Below are 15,939 nucleotides of genomic sequence, written 5' to 3'. Positions count from 1 at the left end.
CTCCAGGAGCAGCCACCATGACCCCAGGGACAACGATGCAACCGCCCCCGACCGTCCTCGCCGTGATCCCCGCCCGCGGCGGATCCAAGGGCGTCCCCGCCAAGAACCTCGCCGAGGTCGGCGGCATCCCCCTGGTCGCCCGCGCCGTCCGCGCCGCGCTCGCCGCGCCCGAGGTCACCGACGTCGTCGTCACCACCGACGACGGGGCGATCGCCGAGGCCGCCCGCACCGCCGCCGCCGACCTGCGGGCCGCCCACCGGCTGCACGTCGTCGAGCGCCCCGCCGCCATCGCGGGGGACACCGCCACCAGCGAAGCGGCCGTGCTGCACGCGATGGACGTCTACGAGGCCGAGCGCGCCCGGAGCGTCGACGTGGTCCTCCTCGTCCAGTGCACCAGCCCGTTCGTCTCCCGCGAGGACATCGACGGCGTCGCCAGGGCGGTGGCCCACGAGGGCGCGGACACGGCCGTCACGGTCGCCCCGTTCCACGGCTTCGTCTGGCGCGACGGGCACGCCGTCGAGGAGGGAACGTACGGCGTCAACCACGACAAGTCCGTACGCCCGCGCCGGCAGGACCGCCCCCAGGACCACCTGGAGACCGGCGCCGCCTACGCGATGGACGCGGCGGGCTTCCGCACCCACCGCCACCGCTTCTTCGGCCACACCGCCCTGGTCCCCACCGACCCGGCGCGGGTGCTGGAGATCGACGACCCGCACGACCTGGCCCGCGCCCGCGCGCTCGCCCCGCTCCTGGACCCCTCCCCGCTGCCCTCCCTCGCGGACGTGGACGCGGTCGTCCTGGACTTCGACGGCACCCAGACCGACGACCGGGTCATGGTCGACTCCGAGGGCCGCGAGACGGTCGCCGTGCACCGGGGCGACGGCCTGGGCATCGCCGCGCTGCGCAAGGCGGGAGTCCCCCTCCTGATCCTCTCCACCGAGCAGAACCCGGTCGTCGCGGCCAGGGCCCGCAAGCTCCAGATCCCCGTCCTGCACGGCATCGACCGCAAGGACGAGGCGCTGAAGCGGTGGTGCGACGAGCAGTCCATCGCCCCCGACCGGGTCCTCTACGTCGGCAACGACGTCAACGACCTGCCCTGTTTCTCGCTCGCCGGCTGGCCCGTCGCCGTCGCGAGCGCCCACGACTCGGTACGCGCCGCGGCGCGCGCCGTCACGACCACCCCCGGGGGCTACGGCGCCATCCGCGAGATCGCGGCCTGGCTGCTGGGCCCCACCCTCACCACCACTCCCACTGTCCCCACAGTCCCCACCGAGTAAGGAAGCACCACCATGAGCACCTCCCGCCTGCGCACCTTCGGCACCCGCACCGCCGGCCCCGGCCACCCCGTCTACATCACGGGCGAGATCGGCATCAACCACAACGGCGACCTCGACAACGCCATCGCGCTGATCGACGCGGCCGCCGAAGCCGGCTGCGACGCCGTGAAGTTCCAGAAGCGCACCCCGGAGATCTGCACCCCGCGCGACCAGTGGGACATCGAGCGCGACACCCCCTGGGGCCGGATGACGTACATCGACTACCGCCACCGCGTCGAGTTCGGCGAGGCCGAGTACACCGCCATCGCCGAGCACTGCGCCAAGCGCGGCATCGACTGGTTCGCCTCCCCGTGGGACACCGAGGCCGTCGCCTTCCTGGAGAAGTTCGACGTCCCCGCCCACAAGGTGGCCTCCGCCTCCCTCACCGACGACGAGCTGCTGCGCGCCCTGCGCGCTACCGGCCGCACGGTCATCCTCTCCACCGGCATGTCGACCCCGAAGCAGATCCGCCACGCGGTCGAGGTCCTGGGCAGCGACAACATCCTTCTCTGCCACGCCACTTCCACGTACCCGGCGAAGGCCGAGGAGCTGAACCTGCGGGTCATCAACACCCTCCAGCAGGAGTTCCCGAACGTCCCGATCGGCTACTCCGGCCACGAGACCGGCCTCCAGACCACCCTCGCGGCCGTCGCGCTCGGCGCCACGTTCGTCGAGCGCCACATCACCCTGGACCGCGCCATGTGGGGCTCCGACCAGGCCGCCTCCGTCGAGCCGCAGGGCCTGACCCGCCTGGTCCGCGACATCCGCACCATCGAGGCCTCCCTCGGTGACGGCGTCAAGAAGGTGTACGAGTCCGAGCTCGGCCCGATGAAGAAGCTCCGCCGGGTCGCGGGCGTCGTCGCCGAGACCGAGAACGCGGCGGCCCCCGAGCCGGTCGCGGTCTGAGCGCCGACCGGTGAACCTCGCCTTCGTCGAGAGCCCGGTCCAGCTCCTGAACGTCCTGGAGTGGGTTCACACCCAGGGGGGAGACGACCCGGCCGACACCACGGTCGTCGTCCTCCCCCCGGTCGACCCGATGTCGCGCGGTCAGCTGCGCCGGATGGCGGAGCTGGCCCGCGACGAGGGCATCGCCGTCCGCTGGCAGGAGGCGCGCGGCGAGTCCGGCGCGCCCCTGAAGGCCCTGCGCGCCCTGGCCGGCCTGGTCCGGCGCGCGGACCACATAGTGATCGGCGACCCGTTCTCCCGCTATGTGCAGCTCCTGCTGACCCTGGTCCGCGCCGACCGCCTCACGGTGGTCGACGACGGCACGGCCACCATGGAGTTCGTCGCCCAGCTGGCCCGGGGCGAGCGCCTCACCCGCTGGCACCGCCGGGGCCGCACGGGACCGCGCGAGCTGGTCCTGGCCCCGGTCACGGCGACGGCCCGCCGCCGCTTCACCCCGACGGCGAACCACACGGTCGAGGTGTTCACCGCGATGCCGGTCGAGGCTCCGCCCGGCATCGCGGTCACCCCGAACACCTTCGCCTGGACCCGGGCCCGCTTCGGCCCGCCCAGCGTCGGCAAGGGCGCGGACCTGGTCGGCACCTCCCTGGTCGAGACGGGCGTCGTCGACCCCGTCCCGTACCAGGAGGCGGTCACGGCCCTGGCCCGCGCCCACGGCGCCACCCGCTACTTCGCGCACCGCCGCGAGTCCGCCGAGAAGCTCCACGCCCTGGAAGCCGCCACCGGCCTGGAGATCGTCCGCCCGGACCTCCCCCTGGAACTGATCGCCCGCCGCGGCCCCATCGGCCGCACGATCGTCAGCTTCCCCTCCACGGTCGTCCACACCCTCCCGCTGGCCCTGGCCGGCACGGGCGTGAACGTCGCGGTCTGCGACATCGCCCCGGAATGGCTCCGCGCCACCGCTTCGCCCCGCGCCCAGGGCTTCCTGAGCGGAGTCACGGAGACGGCACGGGGGGTGCAGCGGCTGTCCTACTGGAGCGCGGAGGCGGTCGCGGAGGGCTGAGGACGCCTGAGCGCCTGTCGGGTGGCCTGCGATCGGGCGTCCACGCCCCGGCACGCACTCCCCCGAGCCCTCGGCTTCGCTCGAGCAGGGAGGAACCCCCTCCCGCGTTGTCGTCGGTCGCCGGCTTCCTCAAGCTCTCGGCTCCGCTCGACCAGGGGAGACCCCATCCGCGTCGACTCCCTCCTCCGCCTGGGAATCGCACGCACCGGACCGCGTCCGCTTTCCGACCGGACGCGACCCGACAGGCTCTGAGCGGGCCCGCTTCCCGGTGAGCGCGAGAGCGGGCCGGCTCCCGATGAGCGCGGCTCTCGAGGGAGGACCTCCCACCGCCCGCTTGTCGACCCGCCCAGCTGCCGGGCGCGATGGAACAAAGTGCGACAGCAGACCTACTGACTGCATAAGTGAATCCATGGAACAAGTCGAACGATAACTGCGGATGGCAGGGCAATCTCAGTAAAAGATCTGAGTGCGCAAGATTGCCACAGGCATATGCATTGCGGACATTGGTGAATTTACGCACTTCTACTTTTTATTGGACGGCAATTTATCGGCCGAGTGGTAGTGTGCAGCCGTGCCGGGGCAGAGGTGGGGGTCTCGGGTAATGCCTGATGACCCGCCGTCTGTCCTCTGATATGTTTATTTTTCTACTCGGGGTGGGAAATTGAGAATCTTCAGGGCTTTGTCTGTTCTTGTATCTGCTGTCGCTCTCTCGATGGCGGTCGCTACTCCTGCTAGTGCGGCGCCGGCGGACGGAACGCAGGTCACGTGTGGTCGCGGTCCTTCGTGGCCGGGATTCGGGCTCTACTACAACTCGAATGTGGCAGGCTCCAAGCGGTGTATTTTCGGGGATGTTCATAACTACGCTGCGAACCCGACCGCCTGTTCCTCGCAGGGCTGCCTTCCTTATCGTTACGAGACCGACGGCAGGAACGGTCAGGGAACGACGGTCAAGAACAATGCGGCTTCCGCGTACAACTATTCCGGTTGGGTTGTGCGGGTCTACTTCAACAGCGGATGGGGAGGCACCTGGGACTCCTTCCCGCCGTACGGGTACCAGGGTTCCGCCCAGTGGTACGGGAACCTGAACGGGACGTACAACAACAACGCTTCGCAGAACATGGCCTACGAGCCCGCCTGACCCTGCTCCGGACTCGGTCCGGAAGGCTCGACAGGACGATGAAGAAATCGTCCCGTGCCGCTCTTCCTCCTTATCCGCAACGGTTGGATGCTGTTCTTGCCTGCCAGGGTGAGCGTGCGCTGCCGCGCAGCTGGAGACGGAGCGGACGAGACGTTCCCCCTTTGTAGCTGCCGCCCCACCGAGCAGGCACGGCCGCCTGCTCGGTGGGGCGGCAGCTTTTTTCGGTCGTGGAGCGACGGCGCTTCCGTAGCCAATGGCTCGGGTGTGACGTGCACGTTTTCTAGCGGAATGAAGTGACATGAATAGGCTGCGGGACATCGGCCCTTCCCTTGTGCGTACCTCGCTTGTCTGCGCCTGCGTGGTCGTCCTGTCGGGGTGTGGATCATCGGGAGACGGCGGCGAGGCGGCCGCGTCCGACGAGGCCGCTCTCGCACTGTCGCGTCAACCGACGGTGAAGGAGGTCCCGAAGATCGACATCAAGGACATGCCGTCCTTCCCCATCGAGGAATACCTCCCGAAAGTCGGAGAGGACGCGAAAATAAACGCGGCCTCGGCAGGTTTCATCCGGTCATGCATGGCGCGCTTCGGGTTCGATTACCACGGGCCCGACATCGGGCAGTCGACGCTCGACTCGCAGGAGAACGGCGCAAACAGGCAACGCCGTTACGGAATATCTAGTGAAGAGCTTGCTGTCAGCTACGGATACCATCTACCGCGCACTGGCCCCCCGGCCGACCGTGGAGCCAGCGCTCCCGTCATGTCGAAATCCGAGAACAAAGTGTTCATCGGGGATCAGGATCCTGCTAGCGGCGTGAAGCCCGGGGACAAGATCGCCGGAAAGGAAATACCTTCCGGCGGATGTTCCGGTGAAGCGCAGCGCAAGCTTGAAATAAAACCGCGTCAGCGAATGGCCGAGAAAATCAACAACGTTAGCTTTGCTCGCTCGCAGGAGAACCCGCAGGTGCTGAAGGCGTTCAAGTCCTGGTCGGACTGCATGGCGCACAGCGGGTATTCCTACAAGACTCCGCTCGAACCTCTCGATAATCTGCAGGGTTCCTCGGCTTCTCCCTCCGAAATTTCTGCGGCGAAAATGGACGTCGCCTGCAAGGGGAAAGTCAACCTGGCTGGAACCTGGTTCGCCGTGGAGTCCGAGATTCAGTCGGAGTTGATCTCCCGTAACGAAGAGATCCTGAAGGAGGATGCCAAGTCCTTCGACGCGCTGGTCCGTCGGGCCTCGGACGAGATGACCGCCCGGTAGGCAACGAATTCCAGAGACGTCACCGTCGGGTGGCGCGCTCGCGCTGCTCAAGTCGTCGCCCGCTGTCGGGGGAGCCGGCCGGCAGGGCGATGCGTGGCACGAGACGAGGGAGGGAACATGGGGAAAGCGGAAGAGAGACAGGCTCCCATCCGCCTGTCACACGCCCGAAGATGGGTCGCCGGCATGGTGGGAACAGCGGTGCTGCTGTCCGTCGCCGGAGTGCTGGCGGCACAGTTGATCAAGTCGCCCGCGCAGGCGGTAGCGGACACGGCTCCGCCGCCGCCGAGCGTGATCTCCGCACCGGTCGAGAAGCGGATCCTCAAGGACACCGTGATCATCCGTGGGACGGTCACCTCTGAGCAGTCGATCGACGTCACGCCGAACGCGAGCGGGCCGGACGCCGGTGCGCCGGTGGTCACCAGACTGCCGGTCAAGGCGAAAGAGGCACTGAAGCCCGGGCAGTTGCTTCTGGAGGTGTCAGGGCGACCGGTGATCGCTCTCCAGGGCAGCCTGCCCATGTACCGGGACCTCAAGCCTGGCGCGAGCGGCGATGACGTCGCGCAACTCCAGAAGGGGCTGGCCGCTCTGGGCCACGCGACGACCGGAGACACCCGCGGGTACTTCGGGGCGGGAACGAAGGCAGCCGTCTCGGCGCTCTACGAGGACCTCGGCTACACCCCGCTCGCCGCGGCGGCCGACGGCGCGCCTGCCCTGGAGGAGGCGCGGGACCACGTGGTCACCGCTCAGCGAGGCCGGGAGGACCTGCCGCCGTCCGCTTCACGGAAGGAGATCGAGCGGGCCGACGCAGATCTGCGGCGAGCGAGGCAACGCCTGACGGAGGCTGAGGCCGCGTCGGGGCCGATGATCCCCGTGCCCGAACTCGTCTTCCTCTCCTCCTTTCCCGCCCGGGTGGACCGCGTGGACGCCCGCGTCGGCTCACAGACGACCACCAGGGCCCTGACGGTCTCCGCGGGGGCCCTGGTCGTCAACGGGACCGTGCAGGCACATCAGAAGGAGCTGATCCAGGCGGGGCAGAAGGTGGAGATACTCTCCGAGCTCACCGGAGCCACTGCGCCGGGGACCGTCGCCAGTGTCTCCGACGCCATCAGCGACGGTCGGTCGACGTCCGCCACCGATGAGGCCGACCCCTCGGCGAGCGGAGAGCGGGGCTACCCGCTCGTGGTGAAGCCGACGAAGAAGCTGCCCCTCGATTTCGCCGGCCAGGACGTCCGGCTGACGGTGGAGGCGGCGTCGACCGAGGAGGAGGTGCTGGTCGTACCCGTGTCCGCGGTCTCGGCAGGGGCGGACGGCAGGACTTCCGTGACCGTGCTGATGCCCGATGGAGAATCCCGTCGGCGGGTCCAGGTCACCACGGGGACGTCCGGTGAGGGGACGGTGCAGGTGCGCCCGTCCGCTGGGGAGTCGCTGGCCGAGGGCGACACAGTCGTCATCGGAGTAGCGGCCGGGGCGAACGATCACGGGGAGCGTACAGGGTGAGCCTCCCGCCGCCGGTCATCGAGTTTCGTGGGGTGGGGCTTGTGTACCCCGGCTCAGCGCCTGTGGAAGCACTTCTTCCCTGCGACCTGACGGTGGGCCGAGGAGAGTTCGTCACCATCATCGGTCCGTCCGGAGCAGGAAAGTCGACGTTCCTCAACATCGTCGGCCTGCTGGACAGGCACACCAGCGGCGCCTATCTGCTCGACGGAGTCGACACGGGGCCTCTCCGTGACGGGGACCGCACCGCCCTGCGGGGCCGGCGGGTGGGTTTCGTCTTCCAGTCCTTCCACCTCCTGCCCCACAGAACCGTCTGCGAGAACGTGGAACTGGCCCTTGTCTACCGAGGTGTGGGCAAAGGCGAGCGGACGGCCGAAGCGCGAAGGACGCTGCTGCGCGTGGGCCTGGGCGAGCGGATGCATGCTCTGCCGACGACTCTCTCCGGTGGAGAACGCCAACGGGTGGCCATCGCACGTGCATTGGTGGGAGGCCCTTCCCTGCTCCTGTGTGACGAGCCCACCGGGAACCTCGATACGTCGACGGCGGGTTCGATCCTCGAACTCTTCCAGGAGCTGCATGGCCAGGGCATGACGATCCTTCTCATCACCCACGATCCGGCGGTAGCCGGCCGAGGAAACCGAACACTGGAGATCCGGGACGGACAGATGACCGAGCAGGTTCGGGTATGAAAGGCGTCGGACGATTCACCCGGCTGCTTCCGTCGCGGCGCGGAGGCGTGGTGGAGCCCTCGCGGCTCCGCCGCCGGGACCTCTTCGCCGAGTCCCTGGCCGGGATCACGCAGCGGCCCGCTCGCTCCGCGCTGACCTCGGTCGGCACCATGCTGGGCGTGGGGACGTTCGTCGCCGTGCTGGGGCTGACCGCGACAGCGTCGTCACAGATCGACGAGCGCTTCAACGCGCTGATGGCCACGGAGGTGACCGTCGAGGACGTGTCACACACCCGGACGCCTTTCGTGGATCTCGCCTTTCCGCACGACGCGAGCGAGCGCGCCGAGCGTCTCAACGGTGTCCGGCACGCCGGTGTCCTCTGGCCTGTCCAGCTCAACGACGAACGGTCTGTGCGCTCCGCCCCGATCGAGGGCACGGGGGGCAACGGATCACTCCAGGTGGTCGCCGCCTCCCCGGGCGTCCTGAGCGCGGCGGGTGCAGATCTGTCGCAGGGCCGGATCTTCGACGAGTGGCACGATCGGACGGAGCAGCGGGTCGCCGTGATAGGAGCGGGGGCGGCCGCGCGGCTCGGCATCAGGACCCTGGAGAACCAACCGGCCGTCTTCGTCGGGGACGAGGCCTTTCTCGTCATCGGCATCGTCGCGGACGTCCAGCGTGAGGCAGACCTGCTGCTGTCCGTCGTCGTCCCCCATGCCACTGCGACGCAGATCTGGGGCGTGCCCCGCGGCAACGCCAGGATGCTCATCTCCACGGATCTGGGGGCGGCCACTCAGGTCGCCTCCGAGGCCCCTTCGGCCATCAGCCCGAACCATCCCGACTACTTCAAGGCTGTGCCGCCCCCCGACCCCAGGACGTTGCGCACCGAGGTCAGCAGGGACCTGGACCAGCTCTTCCTCCTGCTGGCGGTGATCTGTCTGTTCATCGGCACCCTCGGGATCGCCAACACAACACTGGTCTCGGTGCTTGAGCGCACCGGGGAGATCGGTCTGCGTCGGTCTCTGGGAGCGAGATCCCGGCACATCACCTCACAGTTCCTCGTGGAGTCAGGGATGCTGGGCGCCATGGGCGGCCTGGTCGGTACGTCTCTGGGGGTGCTTTCCGTCGTTGCCGTGGCGCTGGTACGGGACTGGACCCCGGTCGTCCACCCCACGACGGTGGCGGCCGCCCCCGCCATCGGGCTCGCCACGGGATTGCTCGCTGGGCTGTATCCGGCGTGGAGAGCATCGAGGATTCAGCCGGTGGAAGCGCTCCGAAGGTAGTGGGAGCAGCGATGCCGCCCTGCGCGCGTCGTGCTGCGCGGAGGTTCCTGGAGGCCGCGAATTCCAGCCAGGGCTTGTCGAATTCCCATGCGCCCGCGTTGACACGCCGTGGTGCGTGGAGGGGTTTCGCTGACGGCATGCGCCGTTCCGCCGTCCAGCGACGACGGCCGAACCTCGACGCGGCTACAGAACTCCGATGCCGAAACGCACTACCGGTTGCGGATACCGAAGGCCGGAGAGAAGGCCGGCCGGCCTGCTTCAAAAGAAATGTGATGGTTATTCGCAGAGGATCGATGCTGTGCCATGATCGATTCGTTCATTCGAGATCATTTATTCGACCCGGAAGGCAGGCGGCAGTACATGGCTGATGAAATGGTCCGTATCGCCCAGAGGTTCGTGAATACGACCTATGGGAACGGCGCGACACTGGGGATATCGAAGCTGGAGGAGGACGGGCGCACCGGCTGGCCCGTGATGTATGCCCTGACCCGGGCTCTTCAGTACGAAATGGGCATCACGAACCTGTCCAACGCCTTCGGTCCGACCACGATGGCGGCGATCGCCGAAAAGTACGGCAAGCTGGATGAATCAAACATACCTTCAGCCAATTTCTGCCGGATCATCCAGTCCGCCTTGTACTGCAAAGGTTACGACGGCGGCGACATCGACGGCGTCTACAACTCCAGGGTCAAGGCCGCTGTAGCCGAGTTGCACCAGGACATGGGCCTGGGCGTCACCTACCCGGGCAGCGCGCTGTGGCCGAAGACCGCCAAGGGCCTGTTCAACATGGACGCCTACGTCACGGTGAGCGGTGGGTCGCCGGCCATCCGCTCCATCCAGCAGTGGCTGAACGGCCGGTACATTCTCCGCAAGGACTTCTACGTCATCCCCTGCGACGGTCATCACTCCCGGACCGTTTCCCAGTCGATGCTGTACGCCGTTCAGTACGAACTCGGCATGGCCGACGGCGTGGCCAACGGATTCTTCGGACCGGGAACCAGGGGCGGCCTGGCGAACCACACCGTCTCAGAAGGGTCGACCGGCACCTGGACCCAGCTCTTCAGTGCCGGGATGATCCTCAACGGCCGTTCGGCGGTGACGTTCACCAGCGCGTTCGGCAGCACCCTGGCAAGTGAGACGGCTGCGTTCCAGAGCTTCGTGGAGCTGCCGGTCACCGGCAAGGGCGACTTCCCCACGTGGGCGTCCTTGCTGGTCTCCTACGGCGATCAGAGCCGCAGGGGGGAGGCCTGCGACGGGGTCACCAAGATCACTCCGGCCAGGGCGGCGACCCTGAAGGCCGAGGGGATCAAGTACGTGGGCCGCTACCTGCTCAACCCCAGCACGACCAGCCTTCCCGAGAAGGAGATCCAGCCCGGGGAACTTCAGACGATCGCGGACAACGGGCTTCGCTGTTATCCCATCTACCAGACCTACGGCAGGGACGCCGAAGGCTTCAGTTACCCCTCCGGGAACGCCGACGGTTTCGCGGCCGTCAACGCCGCCCAACGGCACGGCTTCAAGAATGGAGCCAGAATATTCTTCGCCGTGGACTTCGACGCCTACGACTACGAAGTCACGCAGAGTATTCTGCCCTACTTCAAGGGCGTAGAAGACGCTATGGCCATATCTGGCAACCCGTATCGCATCGGCGTCTACGGACCGCGGAACGTATGCATCCGGGTGTCCGAAGCGGGCCACGCCACAGCGAGCTTCGTCTCCGACATGTCGAGCGGATTCTCCGGCAATTACGGCTATCCCCTGCCGCCCAACTGGGCATACGACCAGATCGTCACCAGGACGCTCGGCACGGGCGAGGGCGCCATCAACCTCGATCACAACATCGCCTCCGGCCGTGACATCGGCGAAGGTTCTTTCAACCCGCCCCGGGTGGAGGGCCCCGACGCCTCCTTCACCATGGAGTACCGGCTGGCACTGCACAACGACGTCGGCGCCTACATGCGGTCGATCGGCTTCCCCGACGCCGACGCCAACCGCATCTTCACGCACACCGAGTGCCTCGACACTGTGCTCGCTCACGATGCCCTGATCACCGACCTGTCGCATCAATACAACATGCGCAAGGCGCTGATCCAGACCTCCGCGTACTGGGAGATGCGCCACTACGACGCGGTCGACCTGACCGTGGACGCCGCTGTCGCGTACTACCACACCGGAGTCGGAGGGGGCATGACCCCCGTCCGTGACTCCTCCACAGGTATCGCGCAGATCAGCGGCGAAGTCGGTATCCGGGCCTGGAACCACTGCATCGGCAAGGGGCTCGCCAGCGGCACCGTTCTGGACCCGGGCAAGGACGCCGACATCTGGAACATGTGGCAGCGGGTCAATCAGAACAACGCACACGCCGTCAGGACCGTATCCCTCATCCACCTTTGGGACGCGGGCGGCAAGCCGGGCGGCAACAACCCGCCCGGGGGTGAGACCACCCTGCGCGCCATGAACCTGAACTACACCCAGTTCGAGATCTTCGAGGTGCTGCGCCGCTATCAGGGCTGGGGCAATGAGGCGGAGGCGCACGCGACCAAGCGCATGGCGCTGTACCAGGTCTTTGAGAAGTACAACGCCCTTTCCCGGAAGTAGGCGGCGATGGCAGACCCCTACGAGGGGCACAGCCCCTTGGTGCTGGTCATCATCATCCTCGTCGGAGGGCTGGTCGCCGGCGTCCTCGGCGTCTACGCCTGCACGACGCTGGCCCGCAACGGAGTCCGGCGTACCGGAAATCCTGCCCTTCTGCGTTCCGTCTCCGCTCTCGCGGCGGCGGGGGCCGTCGGCTTGTTCGTGTGGGGGGCCCTCCACCTGATCACGATCGACGAGACAAGGCGCGATCTCGCCTGCAAAACGGCGGTGGGTCCGGAACGCGCTATGCAGATCGACGGCTACAGAGCGACCTACATCCCCCTCGGGCTCGGCTGCCAGGTCCGTGACGGCGCCACCTATCAGGCGGGTGTGCCCGGATACCTCAACCCCGCGGCAGGGGCTCTCGCCTTCGTCGCCGTGGTGCTGGGCGGCTATGCCGCACTGGAGTCCGAACGCCGGCTGACCAAGGAATACAAGAGAAAGACAGGGAACCCGTGAACATATCCCGCCGCAACTTCCTCGTCCGGACCACTGTGGTCGCAGGCGCCGCGACAGCGGCGTTGCTGCCCTTCTCCGAGTACCTCGCCTCACCCGCTCACGCGGCGGAGGGCTACATCCAGCCCAAGCACATCCGAGAGGCTGCTCGTCGCGCCCTGGAGCGTGGCAAGCGCACACGAAGCGGGAAGCCCGGCCCGAACGGCTGGGAGATGGAGATCGCCGCCGACAGGGGCGGGAGCGTGTGGACACGTCCGGTCCCCGGAACGCCCATCAAGGGCGTCGCCGTCCGGACCGGTGACGTGGAAGCCGTGTTGGTGCACGTTGTCCGCCGTTTCCACTACGAGGTGGAGGCCCTGCGGGATGGCGACGTCGTGGGCTGGCGGAGACCCGGTGAGGTGCGACGGGGGCAGGCCGAAGCCAACCAGGCGTCCGGGACCGCCGTACAGATCCGCCCGGATCACTATCCGTCCGGCGCCAGGGGCGGCTTCTTTCCACAGCAGCAGATTGTGCTCCGCGACATCCTCGCGGAGCTGGAGGGCGTCGTGCGCTGGGGCGGGGACGAGACGAAGGCCGACGAGTCCCTGTTCTACATCGGTGTGAAGCCTGAAGACCCCCTGCTCGCGAAGGTGGGGCGCAAGCTCCGCGGGTGGAGTGACCAGCCCGGGAAGGGGGCGGGCGGCCCGGTGGACGTGCGCTCCGGTGGGCGACGCCGCGAGGCCAAGGCGCTCGCTCGCGAGCAGAAGGCCTCCGCGTAGTCGCGTAAGCCAGTGAAGACCGACGTCCGGGCCCGGGAGCTACGCCTCCCGGGCCCGGACGGCCGCAGTGGCGGCGAGGGGGGAGTGCTCCCTTACGCGGCACCGAGCGGGAGAGAAGCATCGTCTCTACCCAATCCGATGAACGGTCACACGTTATGACGCCGTCAGATATACGCCTGTGCGACTGAAGTTTTGTTGATCTGTGGCCAGTTGAGGGGGCAGGGGGCCTACGCTTCATAAGGTGAACCAGTTGAAGTCCCGCGCCTCCCGCCCCCACGACCCGGCCGGCCAGTCCGGGGGAGGTGAGCTGCCCGGCAGGCTCTGCGACGAACTCCGTGCCGAGCTGATCGCCTTCCGCCGGGATCTGCACATGCATCCCGAGCTGGGCAACCAGGAGTTCCGCACCACCGCGGCCATCAAGGACCGGCTGGAGAAGGCCGGGCTGAAGCCGAAGGTTCTCGCCGTCGGGACCGGGCTCATGTGCGACGTGGGGGAGTGGGACGGGGTGACGCCCATGCTGGCGTTGCGGGCGGACATCGACGCGCTGCCGATCCCGGACACCAAGGCGGGCGTGCCCTACCGGTCCACCGTGCCCGACCGGGCGCACGCCTGCGGGCACGACGTGCACACCACCACCGTGCTCGGGGCGGGGCTCGTGCTCGCCGCTCTCGACCGCGAGGGGCTGCTGCCCCACGCCGTGCGGCTGATCTTCCAGCCCGCCGAGGAGGTCCTGCCCGGGGGAGCGGTCGACGCCATCGAGTCCGGGGTGCTGGAGGGCGTCGGGCGGATCATCGGCGTGCACTGCGACCCGAAGGTGGACGTCGGGCGGATCGGGCTACGGATCGGGGCCATCACCTCGGCCTGCGACCGGCTGGAGGTCACGCTCGACGGGCCCGGCGGGCACACCGCCCGGCCGCATCTGACCACCGACCTGGTCACCGCCGCCGCCCGGATCGCCGTCGACGTGCCCGCGCTGCTCGCCCGCCGGGTCGACGCCCGCTCCGGGCTCGCGCTGACCTGGGGGCGGCTGGAGACCGGACACGCCCCCAATGTCATCCCGCAGCACGCCGAGCTCTCCGGCACCGTCCGCTGCCTGGACCTGGACGCCTGGCGCGCGGCCCCCGACCTGGTGCACGCCGCCATCGACGAGGTGGCCGGAATGCATCGGGCCAAGACCGTGATCAACTACGTGCGCGGTGTGCCGCCCGTGGTGAACGACGCCGAGTCCATCGGCCTGCTGGACGCCGCGATGACCGAGCGCCGCGGATCGTATGCGATCGAGGACACCGAGCAGAGCCTGGGCGGCGAGGACTTCTCCTGGTACCTGGAGCGGGTGCCCGGCGCGATGGCCCGCCTCGGCGTCCGGACCCCGGGCGACACGCGCGGGCTCGACCTGCACCGCGGCGACTTCGACGTGGACGAGGAAGCCATCACCGTGGGTGTCGAGCTGTTCACCGCCGCGGCCCTGTTCGACGGGAACCGTTAGCGGAGCGTTGACACAGTCTTCGCGGGCCGTTCGTGGATCTGCGGGAAGCCTTCTGTTCACGACGATCCGGTAACGGCTTCCGTACGTGCTCTTATCTGACATCTACGCGCGTTACGATCGCCGCGAAACCAGCGCCGGAAGAGGCGCTTCGGTCAGGTTTGAAGGAGCCTTCCCTTGCGCCGGATCACCAGGATCACCACCGTGGGTGTCGCGTCCGCGGCACTCGCTCTCAGTGTCACGGCCTGTGGCGGAAAATCGTCGTCGGACGCCGGTTCCGACTCGGGCGGCGCCAAGGCCGCCATCGCGTACGACATCGGCGGCCGCGGCGACCAGTCGTTCAACGACGCCGCCTACGCCGGACTCGCCAAGGCGGAGAAGGAATTCGACCTCGACGGCACCGAGGCCGAGCCCAGCGAGGGCGAGGCGAACGCGGACAAGATCCAGCGCCTCACCGAGCTGGCCCGGGCCGGCAACAACCCGGTGATCGGCGTCGGCTTCGCCTACGCGCCCGCCATCGAGAAGGTCGCGCCCAAGTTCCCGAAGACCACCTTCGGCATCATCGACGACGCCTCGGTGACCGGCGACAACATCGCCAACCTCGTCTTCAACGAGGAGCAGGGCTCCTACCTCGCGGGCGTCGCCGCAGCGAAGGTCACCAAGTCGAAGACCGTGGGCTTCATCGGCGGCGTCGAGACACCGCTGATCAAGAAGTTCGAGGCCGGCTTCGTCCAGGGCATCAAGGACACCGACCCGTCGGTGAACGTCCTTCCCCAGTACCTGACGCAGCCCCCGGACTTCGCCGGCTTCGCCAAGCCCGACCTCGGCAAGGCGGCCGCACAGGGCCAGCTCGACAAGAAGGCCGACGTGATCTACGCGGCCGCCGGTCTGGCCGGCTCCGGTTCCATCGAGGCCGTCTCCAAGGCGGGGGACGGAAAGTGGAGTATCGGTGTGGACTCCGACCAGTACCAGCAGAAGGGCCTCGCCGCGTACAAGGAGTCCATCCTCACCTCGGTCACCAAGGACGTGAACGACTCGGTGTACAACCTGATCAAGTCGGTCCAGGACGGCAAGCCGACCACCGGTGAAATCCGCTACGGCCTGGACAAGGACGGCGTCGGCCTGTCGGTGTCCAACCCGGCCTTCACCAAGATGACCGAGGTCATCGCGGCCGTCGACAAGGCCAAGCAGGAGATCATCGACGGCAAGATCACCGTCAAGACCGCTCCGTAAGCGGCTCGGAACCTCCTGCCGTACAGCTGGTTCCCCCAGGCCCTGTCCGTCCCCGTGCCGCACTCCGGCCGGTGGGCGGACAGGGCTGCGGAACCGTCCCCGTTGTCGGACGCACAGAGTTCCCGCCGCGGACCCCGAACATCCCGTGGCCCCCCGAGCTTCCGCCGTTCCACCCGAAGAAGATCCGCCTCTCGCAGTGCTCTTCCACCCGGTCCGGACCGCGCGTCCGGACTGTGACGTGCACCTGTGTTTCAC

The 15,939-nt window shown here is 67.9% G+C and carries 13 protein-coding genes; all 13 read left to right on the top strand.

Annotation, left to right across the window (positions count from 1 at the left end; all coding sequences use genetic code 11):
* Window positions 1-35 precede the first annotated feature (35 nt).
* A complete protein-coding gene (locus N7925_RS12550; protein WP_265603846.1) occupies window positions 36-1,277 on the top strand; it encodes an acylneuraminate cytidylyltransferase in 1,242 nt (413 codons plus the stop codon).
* A 12-nt stretch (window positions 1,278-1,289) separates the two neighbouring features.
* Entirely contained in the window at window positions 1,290-2,222 is a 933-nt protein-coding gene (locus tag N7925_RS12545) for an N-acetylneuraminate synthase family protein (RefSeq protein ID WP_274343899.1), read from the top strand.
* A gap of 10 nt (window positions 2,223-2,232) precedes the next feature.
* Entirely contained in the window at window positions 2,233-3,282 is a 1,050-nt protein-coding gene (locus N7925_RS12540) for a hypothetical protein (protein WP_265599739.1), read from the top strand.
* Between the two features lie 991 nt (window positions 3,283-4,273).
* A complete protein-coding gene (locus N7925_RS12535; protein ID WP_265599738.1) occupies window positions 4,274-4,420 on the top strand; it encodes a hypothetical protein in 147 nt (48 codons plus the stop codon).
* Window positions 4,421-4,718: 298 nt separating this feature from the next.
* Complete coding sequence (locus tag N7925_RS12530; RefSeq protein ID WP_274343898.1) at window positions 4,719-5,678, top strand: hypothetical protein; 960 nt, start codon at window positions 4,719-4,721, stop codon at window positions 5,676-5,678.
* A gap of 183 nt (window positions 5,679-5,861) precedes the next feature.
* Window positions 5,862-7,175: a peptidoglycan-binding protein gene (locus tag N7925_RS12525; protein WP_265599736.1), complete on the top strand. Its 1,314-nt coding sequence runs from the start codon at window positions 5,862-5,864 to the stop codon at window positions 7,173-7,175.
* Entirely contained in the window at window positions 7,172-7,861 is a 690-nt protein-coding gene (locus tag N7925_RS12520; RefSeq protein WP_265599735.1) for an ABC transporter ATP-binding protein, read from the top strand. The genes N7925_RS12525 and N7925_RS12520 overlap by 4 nt, the downstream gene beginning before the upstream one ends.
* Entirely contained in the window at window positions 7,858-9,120 is a 1,263-nt protein-coding gene (locus N7925_RS12515) for an ABC transporter permease (protein ID WP_265599734.1), read from the top strand. The genes N7925_RS12520 and N7925_RS12515 overlap by 4 nt, the downstream gene beginning before the upstream one ends.
* 360 nt (window positions 9,121-9,480) lie before the next feature.
* A complete protein-coding gene (locus N7925_RS12510; protein ID WP_265603845.1) occupies window positions 9,481-11,718 on the top strand; it encodes a glycoside hydrolase domain-containing protein in 2,238 nt (745 codons plus the stop codon).
* 6 nt (window positions 11,719-11,724) lie between these two features.
* Window positions 11,725-12,213, top strand: coding sequence for a hypothetical protein (locus N7925_RS12505; protein WP_274343897.1), 489 nt, complete (start codon window positions 11,725-11,727; stop codon window positions 12,211-12,213).
* A complete protein-coding gene (locus tag N7925_RS12500) occupies window positions 12,210-12,968 on the top strand; it encodes a twin-arginine translocation signal domain-containing protein (RefSeq protein ID WP_265599732.1) in 759 nt (252 codons plus the stop codon). The genes N7925_RS12505 and N7925_RS12500 overlap by 4 nt, the downstream gene beginning before the upstream one ends.
* Before the next feature lie 250 nt (window positions 12,969-13,218).
* Entirely contained in the window at window positions 13,219-14,454 is a 1,236-nt protein-coding gene (locus tag N7925_RS12495; protein WP_274346443.1) for an amidohydrolase, read from the top strand.
* A 174-nt stretch (window positions 14,455-14,628) separates the two neighbouring features.
* The gene (locus N7925_RS12490) at window positions 14,629-15,684 is read left to right on the top strand and encodes a BMP family lipoprotein (protein WP_265599731.1); all 1,056 of its coding nucleotides are present in this window, start codon (window positions 14,629-14,631) and stop codon (window positions 15,682-15,684) included.
* The last annotated feature ends 255 nt before the right edge of the window (window positions 15,685-15,939 follow it).

Source organism: Streptomyces sp. CA-278952, from assembly GCF_028747205.1.
GTDB lineage: Bacteria > Actinomycetota > Actinomycetes > Streptomycetales > Streptomycetaceae > Streptomyces.
This window is presented reverse-complemented; position numbering and strand designations above follow the sequence as displayed.

Coding starts and splice junctions, on each gene's coding strand:
- N7925_RS12550 (WP_265603846.1), top strand. CDS start 36: ATGCAACCGCCCCCGACCGTCCTCGCCGTGATCCCCGCCCGCGGCGGA.
- N7925_RS12545 (WP_274343899.1), top strand. CDS start 1,290: ATGAGCACCTCCCGCCTGCGCACCTTCGGCACCCGCACCGCCGGCCCC.
- N7925_RS12530 (WP_274343898.1), top strand. CDS start 4,719: ATGAATAGGCTGCGGGACATCGGCCCTTCCCTTGTGCGTACCTCGCTT.
- N7925_RS12525 (WP_265599736.1), top strand. CDS start 5,862: ATGGTGGGAACAGCGGTGCTGCTGTCCGTCGCCGGAGTGCTGGCGGCA.
- N7925_RS12515 (WP_265599734.1), top strand. CDS start 7,858: ATGAAAGGCGTCGGACGATTCACCCGGCTGCTTCCGTCGCGGCGCGGA.
- N7925_RS12510 (WP_265603845.1), top strand. CDS start 9,481: ATGGCTGATGAAATGGTCCGTATCGCCCAGAGGTTCGTGAATACGACC.
- N7925_RS12505 (WP_274343897.1), top strand. CDS start 11,725: ATGGCAGACCCCTACGAGGGGCACAGCCCCTTGGTGCTGGTCATCATC.